The sequence below is a fragment of the Xanthomonas chitinilytica genome (assembly GCF_026107455.2).
Classification (GTDB): domain Bacteria; phylum Pseudomonadota; class Gammaproteobacteria; order Xanthomonadales; family Xanthomonadaceae; genus Stenotrophomonas; species Stenotrophomonas chitinilytica.
Genome location: NZ_JAPCHY010000005.1, coordinates 160,636 through 173,368 on the forward strand (window position 1 = coordinate 160,636; position 12,733 = coordinate 173,368).

Sequence of the window (12,733 nt, forward strand, 5' to 3'; positions counted from 1 at the left end):
AGCCACAGCCATGCCACTTCCCAGCCGTTCCCTGCGCCGCAGCCGCCTGTTCCGGGCGCTGTGTCTTTCCCTGGCCGCCACATCCGCGCTGGCCAGCGCGAACGAAGATCCCACCACCCTGGATACGGTGGTGGTCACCGCTTCCGGCTTCGAGCAGAAGCTTACCGAGGCGCCCGCCAGCATCACCATCGTCACCCGCGAGGAGATCAGGCAGCGGCCCTACGCCAGCCTGACCGACATCCTGCGCGACATCGAGGGCGTGGACGTGGACATGGAGGGCAGCAACGACAAGAACGGCATGGGCTACGTCAGCATGCGCGGCATGCCGGCGGACTACACGCTGGTGCTCGTCGATGGCCGGCGGCAAAGCAACATCGGCGACATCTATCCCAACTATTACGGCAGCGGCCAGTCGGGCTTCATCCCGCCGGTGGACGCGATCGAGCGGGTCGAGGTGGTGCGCGGCCCGATGTCCACGCTCTATGGCTCCGATGCCATGGGAGGGGTGATCAACATCATCACCCGCAAGGTGTCGGGCCAGTGGGGCGGGTCGGTGACCCTGTCGCACACCTTCCAGCAGGAGGACCGCTTCGGCGACAACGACAAGGCGGAGGTCTACCTGGATGGTCCGCTGGTCAAGGACAGGCTGGGCCTGGCGATCCGCCTGGGCGGTTACGACCGCGATGCGGCCAGCCGCGATTACCCTTCCTTGCCGCTGCCTTCGCCACCGAATCCCGAGGGCAGCGCATGGGACAGCAGGATCAGCGAAGGGCGTTCCAGCGCCGCGGCGACCAACTGGAATGCCGGCCTGCGGTTCGCGTTCACGCCGAACGACGATCACGATTTCCTGCTCGACTTCGACACCTCGAAGCAGAAGTTCGACAACTCGGGAACCCAGGACACCATTGCCAGCCTGTGGCGTACCGGCAACGGCGTCATTCCCAACCCCGCCCACGACCCTTCCCGTCCCACCGGGCCCGACAATCCCGATACGATCGCCCGACGGGTGGTGATGCCGCGCGGCGGCTACGGGCCGCTGCAGCGCTACGAGCGCGAGCAGTTCGCCTTGACCCATGTCGGCCGCTGGGGCATCGGCACCAGCACCACCAACCTGATGCGCAGCGAAAACCGCAACCTCGGGCGCACGATGCCGATGATGGTCGACGAGCGGCTCGTGCTCTAGGACCTGTGGAACGCGGCGTGCGCGGCCGCAGGCGATGCCGCGTACTGCAACAACGCCAACGTGGACCGGCTCACGGCCGAACAGCGCGCCCGGCTGGATGCGTTCCTGCCGCGTCCGTTGCGCACCCTGGAGATCCGCCAGTGGGTGTTCGACACGATGCTCGAAATGGGCTTCGGCGACCACCGGGTCACCACCGGGCTGCAGTACCAGGATGCGGAAATGGAAGACAGCGTGTTCGGCATGTACGGCGACGGATTCGTGGCCGGCACCCGCCAGCCGCACAAGCAGTGGGCGCTGTTCGCCGAGGACAACTGGGATTTCGGAAACGGCCTGACCTTCACCTATGGGGTGCGCTACGACCACCACAACGTGTTCGGAACCCACGTCAGCCCGCGCGGCTACCTGGTCTGGGACGCCAGCGACAACTGGACCTTCAAGGGCGGGATCAGCACCGGCTACAAGACGCCCAAGCCGAACCAGCTGTTCGAAGGCATCAACGGTTTCTGGGGGCAGGGCGACACCCCGGTGGTGGGCAACCCGGAGCTGCAGCCGGAGACCAGCACCAACTACGAGCTTGCCGCGTACTACGACAACGGGCGCGGCTTCAACTTCAACGCCACCGTGTTCCTCAACCGCTTCAAGGACAAGATCGCCACCGCGGAGACCATCCGCAACTGCGAGATCGCCGAACCCGGCGAACGCTGCGTGGAGATCGGCGAAGGCTGGGCGGACGTCGGCCACCTGGTCTTCAACCAGGACGTCAACGTCGACCGCGCGGAGTCGCGCGGCGTCGAACTGGCGGCCGCCTGGGATATTTCCGATGCCTGGTCGCTGCGCGGCAACTACACCTTCACCCGCTCGGAGAACAAGAGCGGCGACGCGGCGGGGCAGCCGATCAGCGGACTGGTCACCTCCTCGACATCGACGCCGGCCAAGCACATGGCCAACGTGACGCTGGACTGGGCGGTCGCCGAAAGGCTCAACCTCTCGCTGGTGGCGGAAGGCCGTTACGACCGCTACCGCGGCGTCAGCGCGGCGACCGGCCAGCACCTGTACTACAGCGACCACACCCTGCTGCACCTGGGCGCCAACTGGAGGCTCGGCGACCACCTGACCTTCAACGCCCGCATCAACAACCTGCTCGACAAGGACTACCTCGCGAGGACGTGCGAGCTGCTGCCGACGCAGGATGGGTACTCCTGTTTCGACAATTACCTGGTCAAGGACCAGCGCCGCAACCTGTGGGTGTCGCTGGGCTACCGCTTCTGACGGTGGGAGGGCGACGACCCGGCCATGGTCGGGTCGTCGCCCTTGCCGGTGCAGGCGGAAGCGGAAGGCGGCGACTCAGCCGGCCGCCTTTTCCCAGGAAATGAAGGCCCAGTGCCGTGGTGGGCGGGCATGCCGCAGCTCGTCGTCGGCATTGCCGTACCAGTCCCGCAGGCGGACGCGTTCGCCCTCGTCGAGCGCACCCAGCGCCCATTCGGTACGCCGCAGCAGCCCGTCGAAACCCCCGTCGACGCGGACCGGGGGCGCATCGCTGCGCAGATGGTCCACGCGCGCGTGGATGCCCATGCCGTGCAGGATGTTGAGGATGTAGATGTAGTCCGGCGGCGGCAGCGGGTGCCGGCCGAGCGCCTGGACGATCTCTTCGGCGACGGCGTGCCCGCCGATGCGATGGGTCAGGTAGACGCGCCTGCGTGCCTTGGCGTGCAGCTTGGCCAGCGCGGCGGCCATGTCTTCGACCTGGGTCGAGCGCGAAGCCACCACGACGTCGCATTCCGGCACCGGCGCCCAGTCGTCCTCCCACGCCATGTGCAGCGTGCGCACATTGTCGAGGCCGCGGCTGGCGGCGCTGGCCTGCAGGGCGTCGAGCATGGCGCGGCTGTAGTCCAGCGCGTGGACCTGCCGCAGGCGCGGGGCCAGCGGCAGGCAGATGGCGCCGGGGCCGCAGCCGACATCGAGCAGGGTATCGCAGCCGGACAGGTCCATGCGGGCGATGAAGCCGTCGGCATAGCCGCTCCGCGGCGATTTGCGGTCCAGCTCGTGCACGCGCGCGTCCCAGGCGCTGGCGGGTTTGGGTTGACGGCCGGCGGCGGCCAGATGGTCGCGGTACAGGCGGCCGAAATCGATGGCGGCGATGGTCATGCGCGGGGTTCCCGGGGGAAAGATCGATGGGCCGGCAGGCTGGCGGCCACGGCCTGTTCGGAGACGCCGTACAGCGCGGCCAGGTTGCGCGGCGTGGCGGTGGCGTCCGGAGCGCCGAACGCGGCGATGCGTCCGGAGGCGAGCAGCGCGATGCGGTCGGCGATGCGCAGCGCGTGCTCGGGCTGGTGGGTGGACATCAGCACCGCGATGCCCTGGCGGCGCAGCCGCGCGATGTGTTCCAGCACCCGGATCTGGTTGCCGAAGTCCAGGCTGGCGGTGGGCTCGTCCATCACCAGCAGGGCCGGCTCCTGCGCCAGCGCGCGCGCCAGCAGCACCAGCTGCCGTTCGCCGCCGCTGATCGCGGTGTAGATGCGCTGCGCCAGATGGGCGATGCCCAGCGTTTCCAGGCACTGCGCCGCCATCCGCCGGTCGTGCCCGGACGGCGCGGCGAACCGGCCCACGCGTGCGGCGCGGCCCATCAGCACGACCTCCTCCACGGTGAACGGGAACATGCCCTCGTGCGCCTGCGGCACGTAGCCGACGTGGCGGGCGAAGGCGTTGCGCGACCAGCCGGCCACCGGCTGGCCGAGCATCAGTACCTGCCCGGACAGCGGCGGCAGCAGGCCGAGCAGGGTCTTGAACAGGGTGGTCTTGCCGCTGCCGTTGGGGCCGAGCAGGCACAGCACCTGGCCGCGCGCGATGTCGATGGAGATGTCCGCGCCCACCTGCCGGCGGCCGTAGCCCACGCACAGCGCACGGGTCTGGATGACCGGCCCGCCGGCGTTCATGCGCGCTTCCCGCTGCGGGCCAGCAGGAACAGGAAGAACGGTGCGCCGACCAGCGCCGTGAGGATGCCCAGCGGCAGCTCCATCGGCGCGACGGTGCGCGCCAGGCTGTCGGTGGCGACCAGGAAGCCGGCGCCCAGCAGCAGCGAGGCCGGCAGCAGCCGGGAGAATTCCGGCCCCACCAGCAGCCGCGCGATGTGCGGCACCACCAGCCCCACCCAGCCGATGATGCCGGCCAGCGACACCGCCGCGGCGGTGCCCAGGGTGGCCGCGGCGATCAGCACCAGGCGCAGCCGGGTGACGTTGACGCCCAGTGCGGCGGCTTCCTCGTCGCTGAGGCTGAGCAGGTTGATCCGCCAGCGCAGCAGCACCAGCGGCAGCAATCCCAGCAGCATCGCCGGGAGCGTGGCGAGCAGTTCGCTGGCGACCACCGCGTTGAGGCCGCCGAGCAGCCAGAAGGTGATGGAAGGCAGCTGGGTGTAGGGATCGGCCAGTATCTTCAGCAGGGAAATGCCGGCCCCCAGCAGGGCGCCCACGGTCACCCCGGCCAGCACCAGCACCAGTACCGGATCGTGCCGGCGGACCATGCCCGAGACCAGGTACACCGCGCCCACCGCCGCCAGTCCGCCGACGAACGCCAGCCCCTGTACCAGCGCCAGCGGCAGGCCGAGGAAGATCGCCGCCGCCGCGCCCAGGCCGGCGCCGGACGACACGCCGAGGATGTCCGGGGAGACCAGCGGATTGCGGAACATGCTCTGGTAGGCGGCACCGGCGGCGGCGAGTACCGCGCCGACCAGCACTGCGGCGGCGATGCGCGGCAGGCGGATGTTCCAGACCACGGTTTCCACCGGTTCGGGCAGCCCCGATTCGCCGCCGGACAGGCGTGCGCCGAGCAACCGCAGCAGCTCGTCGGGCGTCACCGGATACTTGCCGGCGCTGAAGGCCCAGGCCAGCACCACCAGCAACGAGGCCAGCGCCACCCCCCAGCCCAGCAACGGGCGCCGCGAAAGCCGCCTCATGCGGTTCCTGCCAGCAGCTTTTCCAGACCGGCCGGGGTGAGCGTGCCGGCATAGAACAGCCGGTGGAATTCGATGGCCGCGGCGTTCACCCGTGCCGGCGCCAGCGCCGGGTGGTGGCCGGGATACAGCTTGGACAGCAGCCAGGGCACGCCGATCAGGCGGTTGACCCCGGGCGGGCCATCGAGCCAGCCGAACGGCAGGCTCGGCGCCAGGTGCACGCGCCGGTTGCGCACCGCCGCGATCGAGCGCCACAACGGGTCGTCCGCGACGCGGGCGGCGAAGGCGGGGTCCTGGGTCAGGACCACGTCCGGGTTCCAGGACAGCAGCTGTTCCATCGACACCCGGGTCAGGCCGCCCTTGCCGGCCTGCGCGGCGACGTTGCGGCCGCCGGCGAACTCGATCACCTCCGTGTTGATCGAGCCCTGCAGGCCGGTTTCCAGCCCATCCGGGCCACGGCCGTAATAGACCTTCGGCCGCGCCTGCGGCGGCACCGCGGCCAGCAGTGCCTGGGCCAGCGCGACCACCTGTTCGGCATGGCGCGCCAGCCGTTCGCCGCGTTCGGGCACGCCGAGCAGGCGGCCGCCCTCGCGCAGTTGCGCTGGGTGCTCGGCGAGCCGGCCATCGACCAGCACGTAGGGCAGGCCGGTCTGCTGCCAGACCCGCTCGGCCGCGGACAGGTAGGTGGCGTTGACCGTGCCGGCGTCCAGGATCAGGTCCGGGCGCAACGTCAGCAGGGTTTCGGTGGAGACCGTGCTGCCGCGCCCGGACAGCCGCCCAAGTTGCGGCAGCCCACGCTGTGCCGGGGCCAGCAGCGCGCGCGCCGGCGGGCTCATGGCCATCGGCCAGCCGAGCAGTTTCGCCGGCGCCAGCACGTAGGCCAGCACCGCCGCCGGCGGACCGGCGGCGAACACGCGCGCCACCGTGGCCGGTGGCTTGCCGAACGTGGAAACGAGGCCGCCGCGGCGTTCGGCTGCCGCCCATGCCGGCGCCAGGCCCGGTGCCAGCAGCGGCGCCAGCGCGAACGCGCGCAGCAGGTCGCGACGCTTCATGCCGCGCTCCGTTGCAGGCCGAGGCCGTCGAACCATGCCTGCAGTGCTTCGCTGCGCGGTTCCAGCTCGACGCCGGCGTGGCCGGTGAAGGCGCGCCACTCCTGCAGGTAGCGGTCGTTGACCACGGTCAGCAGGGGAATCCCGGCGGCCATCAACGACAGCATCTCGTCGGCCAGTCCCTGGCCGCTGGCTTCCAGCGTGCCGAAGCGGTTGGCGACGGCCAGGTCCGCGCCTTCGGCCAGCACCTGCCGCAACACCCCGCTGGCGGCGCTGACGCCGGCCGGGTCCAGGCAACAGCCGCGCGCGCCGGAGCCGAGGTCCTGCGAGATGCGGAAATGCCGCCCGTCATCGTCCAGGTCCACCAGCGTCATCCGCTTGCCTTCGAGCCGGTTGTCGCGCGGCAGCTGCACCAGCCCGCGCACCCGCCAGCCGGCCTGGCGCAGGCGCAGGGCGAAATCGGCCAGCACCGCGTCGGCGCCGCCAGGAGCGTCGTGGACGATGGCCGCGATGGGCGCCGGGGGCATGCTCATGTCGCCGGTCGGATGGGATGAAGTCATCAGGGATCGCTCCGCAGCCGCAGGGTCACGCGTTGTACCGTCTTGCCGAAGAAGTGGTAACCCGAACCTCCCTCGGCCAGCAACTCCAGCAACTCGTCGATGGCGCGCACGCGGGTACCGCCGACCACGGTAACGCCGCGGCGCGCGTAGGGGCCGGCGACCAGCGTCGCGGTCGGACCGATCACCGCGGCCTGCGCGCCGGGTTTGAGCAGCCGCAGCAGCTCGTCCAGGCTGCCGTTGATCAGGGTGGTGCCGGTGGTGATGAACACGTCGGCGCGGGGAATCACCTGCGGCGCGCGCTCCGCCGGCAGGTAATAGGGCAGCTCCTCGGGCTTGAGCGTGCCGGGGTCCAGTTCCAGCACGTTGAACGGCTGGCCGCGCTTGCGCAGCGTGCGCATGTACGGGGGGAACGCGCCGATCAGCGCCACCCGGTGCTGCGGGTCGATCTCCAGCGCATCGAAGGCATCGCCGTCGTCCGGCAGCGCCGATGCGGGCGGCCCGTCGCGCAGCCACAGCGTTTCGACCAGCGCGTTGAGGGTGGCGATGGCCAGCGCGCGGCGCAGGTCCTGCGGACGGTAGAGGTCGTCGAGCAGCTGTACCGCACGGCGGCCGCGGATCTTGCCCGGTACCGGCATCGCCCGTGCCGAGCTGGGGCAGCACACCGCCTCGGGCACGCTCTTGACCGGGGTCGCGCATACGCCGCCGGCGCCGTTGGAGAGCTTGGCGCCGGTGAAGAAGATGCCGAGCACCGCGCGTTCCAGTTGCAGCGACTCGGCTTCGGGGCCCAGCCGTTGCAGTACTTCGGCGTGCAGTTCCTGCAGCAGGGTGGTGTCGGGGCGGGGACGCGGTCGGGCGTTCATCGTGCGGTTCCTGTCTGGCGCGGGAGGGACGGGCCGTTTTCAGGCGGCGGGCTTGTAGGCGAAATGCAGCTTGGTGTTGCCGAGCTCGCCGGGAAGGTCGTGGCGTTCGGCGCCGGCCAATCCGGCCTGCTGCAGGCGCTGGTTGAAACGCTCGATGCCGCATAGCGGGTGGCTGTCGGTCAGCACCGCCTTGTCGAGATCGCGCAGGCCGCCGGGCGCGGTCTCGCAGGCTTCCAGGCAGAACCAGTGCGCCAGGCAGAGTCCTGCGCCCGGATTCAGTGCGGATGCAAGCTGCTCCAGCGCGGCATCGGTGGATCTGCGCACCGGGTACTGGCTGTGGAACACGACGACATGGTCGAAGTGCTGCCCCTCCGGCGGTGTCAGCGGGGTGCCGGCCACCACCCGCGCCGCTGCGGTGGGCAGCAGCGCGCGCAGGGTGGCGGTGGTGTCGGCAACGGCTTCCGGGGCGACGGCGACGGTGATGTCGATATGCGCGAAGCGCTGGCCGAGGGCGGCGGCAAGCAGGCCGTTGCTGCCATCGAAGCAGAGCATCGTGCGTGCCTGCGACAGCGCCTGCGACGTTTCCAGGCGCTCGGCGAGCCGGCGTGCTTCGCCCAGGAACGGCGCGCGTGCCAGCGTGGAGAAGCGGGTTGGAGCCTGGCGCCAGTCCGGGCCCATGAAGCGGTGCAGGTCCGACCAGCCGCAGGCCGGGTCCAGCAGGTCGTCGAGCACGCCGCCCTGGTACCAGTCGCCATCGGCGCACAGCACGTCGGCCAGCGCCGCCGGCAAGCGATAGGCCAGGCCATCGCGTTCCAGCAGCCCCAGGTCCTGCAGCGATTGCAGGAAGGCCCCCAGGTGCGCGCCGCGCAGGCCGGTGGCTTCGGCGATGGCCGCGCGCTCGGCCGGGCCATGGTCCCGCAGCCAGTCGAACACGCCGCTGCGGAAACCGGCGCGCAGCACCTGGAAGTGCTTGTAGCCGTCGATGACGCGGGCGACCGCGGCCGTTTCCGGCGGCGGCACCGCGCTGGCGAGGGAGAGGGGCGTGCTGCTGGCTTGCAGGAGGTTCATGGCCGTTGCTCCGGTTCGGGTGGGTTCATGGCAGGAGTGGCGCCGCCTGCGGGCCGCCGGCCAGGATTTCTCCTGCCTGGGCGCGCGACAGCGCGACGCCGAAAAGGTCGCGGTAGAAATCCCGGGTGCGCTCGACCAGGTCGATGTGGCGCACCGCCTGCGGATGGAACTGGTGCGCGGCCCACAGCGCCATCAGCGGCTGCTCGGCGGTGCGGTTCCCCCAGCTGTGGGCACCGCAGGGCGCAACCAGCACGCGGCCCGTGCGCACCGCGCGCAGGCGGGCGAAACGCCGGTCGCGATGCACGCTTTCGAGTTCTTCCGACCCGGAGACGATCAGGATGTCCGGGTCCCAGGCCAACAGCTGTTCCAGGCCGAAGGCGCCGGCATGCGCGCCGCGGTCGGCGGTCACGCTGTCGCCGCCGCCGGTGCGGATCCACCACTCGGCGATCAGGTGCGGCCGGCTCAGCGTCTTCGGGTTGAAATAGAGCACGCGCGGGCGGGGCAGCGGCTGCGCGTGCAGTGCCGTCTCGACCTCGCCGACCAGGGCGTCGAAGCGCGCCACATAGCGCTCGGCGGCGGCGGGGTTGTCCAGCAGTCCGCCCAGCAGCGTGATCGCGGTCTTGACCTCGTCCGGTTGCGACCACGACAGCTGGAAGGCCGGCAGCCCGAGCCTGCGCAGGCTCTGCGCGGAGCTGCGGTCCATGGTCAGGACCAGGTCCGGGGCGGCGCCGAGCAGCGCTTCCAGGTTGGGAGTGCGGCCGACGTTGGACAGCGAAGGCCGCCCGATCAGGTGCGGCGCGAACCGGTACTGGTACCCCCAGCGCGGCTGGCGTGCGAATCCGGGCAGGCCGTTGACGATGTGCTCGCCGCGGCCCACCGCGAACACCAGGCTGTTGAGTACCGGCGTCGCGCCGAGGGTGACCACCCGCTCGATGCGTTGCGGCACCCGCACCGGATCGCCGGCCATGTCGTGCACCACCCGCGTCGGCGTCGCCCAGGCCGGGGCGGCGAGGGACAGCAGCAGGAGCAGCAGGCAGCGCCATCGCATGGGCAGGGTCCGCTTCACAGGCGGGGAACGCAGGCGACCGGTATGCCGTGCCGCGACAGCACGTCGATGGGCGTGCCGTACAGCGCCGAAAGTGCAGGGCCCTGGAGCACCTCGGCGGCACGTCCGCTGGCATGTACCCGGCCACCGTGCAGGGTGACCACGCCTGCATCCAGCAGCAGCGCGTGGTCGGGCTGGTGGCTGGTGACCAGCAGCGACAGGCCGTCGCCGGCAAGCCCGCGCAACACGCCCAGCACCCGCGTCTGGTTGCCCAGGTCCAGGCTGGCGGTGGGTTCGTCCATCAGGAACAGCCGTGCCTGCTGGGCCAGCGCGCGCGCGATCAACGCCAGCTGCCGTTCGCCGCCGCTGACCCGGTTGAATGCTCGCCCGGCGAGATGGGCGATGCCCACGCGTTCCAGTGCCTCCCAGGCGATGCGGCGGTCGCGCGTGCCGGGCATGGCCAGCGGGCGCAGGTGCGGGGTGCGTCCCATCAAGGCGATGTCCAGCAGGCTCAGCCCGCTGTCGCCGGCCGCCTGCGGGACGTAGGCGAGCTGGAGCGCACCGGCGCGGGTCGCGAGAGGAGGGGCGCCATCGATGCGCACGCGGCCGCTTTCCGGGCGCAAGGCGCCGATCAGGCAGCGCAGCAGCGTGGTCTTGCCGGTGCCGTTGGGGCCGAGCAGGCACAGGATCCGGCCTGCCTCCAGTTCCAGGTCGATGCCGTCGAGGACCGGCGCCTGTCCGGCGGCATGGCGGTACACCAGGCTTTCCACGCTCAGGACCATTGCCGTTTCCTCGACCGGGCCAGCAGCGCCACGAACAACGGCGCTCCCAGCAGCGCGGTGACGATGCCCAGCGGCAGTTCGGCGGCGAACGCGCCGCGGCACAGGTCGTCCACCAGCAGCAGGAACACCGCGCCGAGCAGTGCGGAGGCCGGAAGCAGCCGGGCATAACCCGGACCGACCAGCATCCGCGCCAGGTGCGGAACCAGCAGGCCGATCCAGCCGATGACGCCGGACAGGCTCACCGCCGCGGCGGTCATCAAGGTGGCGGCGGCGATCAGCAGCAGGCGCAGGCGGCGCACCGGCACGCCGAGGGTCGCGGCTTCGTCGTCGCCGGCTTCCATCACCTGCGTGGGCCAGCGCAGCAGGAACAGCAGCACGCTGCCGAGCAGCGAGAACGGCACGGCGAATGCCAGGTCGGGCAGGGTGACGCGACCGAGGCTGCCGAGCAGCCAGAACACGATGGCCGGCAGCGTGTCGAGCGGGTCGGCCAGGTACTTCAGCGCCGAGGTCATGGCCTGGAACAGTGCGGAGACCACCAGTCCGGCCAGTACCAGCACCAGCGTCGAATGCCGGCCCAGGTGGCCGGCGACGAAGATCGCCGCGGCCACCGCCAGCACGCCGCCGGCGAAGGCCAGGCCCTGCACGGCCAGCGCACCGCCGCCGAGCAGCATCGCCAGCGCCGCGCCGAATCCTGCGCCCGAGGTGACGCCGAGGATGCCGGGCGAGGCCAGCGGATTGCGGAACAGGGTCTGGTACGCGGCACCTGCCGCGGCGAGGTTGGCGCCGACCAGCATCGCCGCCAGCACCCGCGGCAGCCGCACCGACAGCACCACGTTCTCGACCATCGCCGGCTGCGAGGAGGGCCGCTCGAGCAGCGCCGACCACAACACCTCCAGGACCTGTGCCGGGGACAGCGGGTAATGGCCCAGCCCCATCGAGGCGACCGCCGCGCAAGCGGCCATCGCACCCAGCAGGACGATCGAAGCGCGGGCGCGTCGCTCGCCGGGGAACAGGTGCAGGCCGCCCTGTGCGGCGTTCATGGCGCGGCGCCCGCCGCGTGTCCGGCCCGTTGCGACCGCCTCGGGCGCAAGCTCGTGCCCGGCGGCATTGCGGCCGGAGCTGCCGTCAGCGGTTGCGAAGGGGCGCGCATGGTCGTGGAGATGTCCTTGGCCTTTCGGATCTGCCCGGGGGCGCTTGGGCCGGCGTTGCCACGATCCCCGGGAACGGATCGTGCGCGGCCTTCCATCCGGGAAGCGGTGGGGGGCGCACCGGAATGGTGTCGACTTTATAGCGGGGCGGTTGCATCGGCTTTGACCTGGGTCAAGCGAGGCGGCGAGCGCGCCGACGATGCCGGCATGGCAGCGCGTTGCCGGAAAGACCTTCCGGTGCTCCGCGGGCAGAAGAACACGCACGGGCTGCCGCCGGCAGCGGTGGACGCACGGCAGAGCGGCAACACCGGCCTGTCCGGTCGGCGGACGTCGCGATTGCGTGCCGGGCTTCCTTTGCTTTTCCGGAGCCACCGGCGATGCTGCTCGCCGGCGAGGAAGGAGCAACGATGGAGCGACGCAAAGTATTTTCCGCAGCGGTCGCGCTGGCCGCGGCCGGGGCGATCGCAGGCGCGTGGCTGGGCGGCGGCTGGCTGCCGCTGCACTACGCCTGCAAGCCGCTGGCCACGCTGCTGATCCTGTGGATGGCGGCGGTGGTGCCGGCGGACGATGCGCGCTATCGGCGGCGGGTACTGGCCGGGCTGGTGTGTTCGCTGGCCGGCGACGTGCTGCTGATGCTGCCGGGCGACCATTTCGTGGCGGGACTGGTGGCGTTCCTGCTGGCGCACCTGTGCTACATCGCCGCGTTCGTGCCGGGCATGCGCCGGCGCGATGCGGCATGGGCGGCGCTGCCGCTGCTGCTTTATGCCGGGATCAACCTTGCCGGCCTGTGGCCGTACCTGCCGCCGGCATTGAAGGCGCCGGTGCTGGCCTACGTGCTGGTGCTGGCGGCGATGGCGATGGCAGCGATCGCGCGCTGGCGCGGTGCCGCGCGGACTTCGCCGCTGCGCGGGGCGGCGGGATCGGCGGCGGTCGGCGCGTTGCTGTTCGTCGCCAGCGACTCGCTGCTGGCCTGGGACCGTTTCGCCGGCACGGTGCCGGCGCCGGCGCTGGCGGTGCTGGCGACCTACTTCCTCGCGCAGTGGTGCATCGCCCGTTCGGTCTCAACCGGCGCGAATCCGGCACGCTAGAGTA

The 12,733-nt window shown here is 71.2% G+C and carries 13 protein-coding genes; 3 read left to right on the forward strand and 10 right to left on the reverse strand.

The window, feature by feature from the left end; all coding sequences use genetic code 11:
- Window positions 1–10 precede the first annotated feature (10 nt).
- Together OK345_RS08300 and OK345_RS08305 are read left to right on the forward strand one after the other, a co-directional pair.
- Window positions 11–1,183, forward strand: a complete 1,173-nt coding sequence (locus tag OK345_RS08300) for a TonB-dependent receptor plug domain-containing protein (protein WP_265127461.1) — start codon at window positions 11–13, stop codon at window positions 1,181–1,183.
- Between the two features lie 60 nt (window positions 1,184–1,243).
- Window positions 1,244–2,452: a TonB-dependent receptor domain-containing protein gene (locus OK345_RS08305; RefSeq protein ID WP_265127462.1), complete on the forward strand. Its 1,209-nt coding sequence runs from the start codon at window positions 1,244–1,246 to the stop codon at window positions 2,450–2,452.
- Window positions 2,453–2,527: 75 nt separating this feature from the next.
- Here the strand turns inward: OK345_RS08305 and OK345_RS08310 are convergent, their stop codons facing one another.
- From OK345_RS08310 to OK345_RS08355, 10 genes are read right to left on the reverse strand one after another with little or no spacing between them, the layout of a single operon-like run.
- Window positions 2,528–3,328, reverse strand: coding sequence for a class I SAM-dependent methyltransferase (locus OK345_RS08310; protein WP_265127463.1), 801 nt, complete (start codon window positions 3,326–3,328; stop codon window positions 2,528–2,530).
- Complete coding sequence (locus tag OK345_RS08315) at window positions 3,325–4,116, reverse strand: ABC transporter ATP-binding protein (protein ID WP_265127464.1); 792 nt, start codon at window positions 4,114–4,116, stop codon at window positions 3,325–3,327. The genes OK345_RS08310 and OK345_RS08315 overlap by 4 nt, the downstream gene beginning before the upstream one ends.
- Window positions 4,113–5,132 carry a FecCD family ABC transporter permease gene (locus OK345_RS08320; protein WP_265127465.1) on the reverse strand — a complete coding sequence of 340 codons (1,020 nt, stop codon included), beginning with the start codon at window positions 5,130–5,132 and terminating at the stop codon, window positions 4,113–4,115. The genes OK345_RS08315 and OK345_RS08320 overlap by 4 nt, the downstream gene beginning before the upstream one ends.
- A complete protein-coding gene (locus tag OK345_RS08325) occupies window positions 5,129–6,181 on the reverse strand; it encodes an iron ABC transporter substrate-binding protein (RefSeq protein ID WP_265127466.1) in 1,053 nt (350 codons plus the stop codon). The genes OK345_RS08320 and OK345_RS08325 overlap by 4 nt, the downstream gene beginning before the upstream one ends.
- A complete protein-coding gene (locus OK345_RS08330; protein ID WP_265127467.1) occupies window positions 6,178–6,738 on the reverse strand; it encodes a DUF2478 domain-containing protein in 561 nt (186 codons plus the stop codon). Before OK345_RS08330 ends, OK345_RS08325 begins: the two co-directional genes overlap by 4 nt.
- Complete coding sequence (locus OK345_RS08335) at window positions 6,738–7,598, reverse strand: DUF364 domain-containing protein (protein ID WP_265127468.1); 861 nt, start codon at window positions 7,596–7,598, stop codon at window positions 6,738–6,740. Before OK345_RS08335 ends, OK345_RS08330 begins: the two co-directional genes overlap by 1 nt.
- A gap of 39 nt (window positions 7,599–7,637) precedes the next feature.
- Entirely contained in the window at window positions 7,638–8,666 is a 1,029-nt protein-coding gene (locus OK345_RS08340; protein WP_265127469.1) for a hypothetical protein, read from the reverse strand.
- Window positions 8,667–8,691: 25 nt separating this feature from the next.
- Window positions 8,692–9,714, reverse strand: coding sequence for an ABC transporter substrate-binding protein (locus OK345_RS08345; RefSeq protein WP_265127470.1), 1,023 nt, complete (start codon window positions 9,712–9,714; stop codon window positions 8,692–8,694).
- A 14-nt stretch (window positions 9,715–9,728) separates the two neighbouring features.
- Window positions 9,729–10,493 (reverse strand): ABC transporter ATP-binding protein, encoded by a 765-nt coding sequence (locus OK345_RS08350; RefSeq protein WP_265127471.1) that lies wholly within the window; start codon window positions 10,491–10,493, stop codon window positions 9,729–9,731.
- Window positions 10,484–11,533 (reverse strand): FecCD family ABC transporter permease, encoded by a 1,050-nt coding sequence (locus tag OK345_RS08355; protein ID WP_265127472.1) that lies wholly within the window; start codon window positions 11,531–11,533, stop codon window positions 10,484–10,486. The genes OK345_RS08350 and OK345_RS08355 overlap by 10 nt, the downstream gene beginning before the upstream one ends.
- Before the next feature lie 515 nt (window positions 11,534–12,048).
- On the opposite strand from OK345_RS08355, the gene OK345_RS08360 reads away from it, so the two are divergent.
- Window positions 12,049–12,729, forward strand: a complete 681-nt coding sequence (locus OK345_RS08360) for a lysoplasmalogenase (RefSeq protein ID WP_265127473.1) — start codon at window positions 12,049–12,051, stop codon at window positions 12,727–12,729.
- Window positions 12,730–12,733: the final 4 nt, after the last annotated feature.

Coding starts and splice junctions, on each gene's coding strand:
- OK345_RS08300 (WP_265127461.1), top strand. CDS start 11: ATGCCACTTCCCAGCCGTTCCCTGCGCCGCAGCCGCCTGTTCCGGGCG.
- OK345_RS08310 (WP_265127463.1), bottom strand. CDS start 3,328: ATGACCATCGCCGCCATCGATTTCGGCCGCCTGTACCGCGACCATCTG.
- OK345_RS08315 (WP_265127464.1), bottom strand. CDS start 4,116: ATGAACGCCGGCGGGCCGGTCATCCAGACCCGTGCGCTGTGCGTGGGC.
- OK345_RS08320 (WP_265127465.1), bottom strand. CDS start 5,132: ATGAGGCGGCTTTCGCGGCGCCCGTTGCTGGGCTGGGGGGTGGCGCTG.
- OK345_RS08325 (WP_265127466.1), bottom strand. CDS start 6,181: ATGAAGCGTCGCGACCTGCTGCGCGCGTTCGCGCTGGCGCCGCTGCTG.
- OK345_RS08330 (WP_265127467.1), bottom strand. CDS start 6,738: ATGACTTCATCCCATCCGACCGGCGACATGAGCATGCCCCCGGCGCCC.
- OK345_RS08335 (WP_265127468.1), bottom strand. CDS start 7,598: ATGAACGCCCGACCGCGTCCCCGCCCCGACACCACCCTGCTGCAGGAA.
- OK345_RS08340 (WP_265127469.1), bottom strand. CDS start 8,666: ATGAACCTCCTGCAAGCCAGCAGCACGCCCCTCTCCCTCGCCAGCGCG.
- OK345_RS08345 (WP_265127470.1), bottom strand. CDS start 9,714: ATGCGATGGCGCTGCCTGCTGCTCCTGCTGCTGTCCCTCGCCGCCCCG.
- OK345_RS08350 (WP_265127471.1), bottom strand. CDS start 10,493: ATGGTCCTGAGCGTGGAAAGCCTGGTGTACCGCCATGCCGCCGGACAG.
- OK345_RS08355 (WP_265127472.1), bottom strand. CDS start 11,533: ATGAACGCCGCACAGGGCGGCCTGCACCTGTTCCCCGGCGAGCGACGC.
- OK345_RS08360 (WP_265127473.1), top strand. CDS start 12,049: ATGGAGCGACGCAAAGTATTTTCCGCAGCGGTCGCGCTGGCCGCGGCC.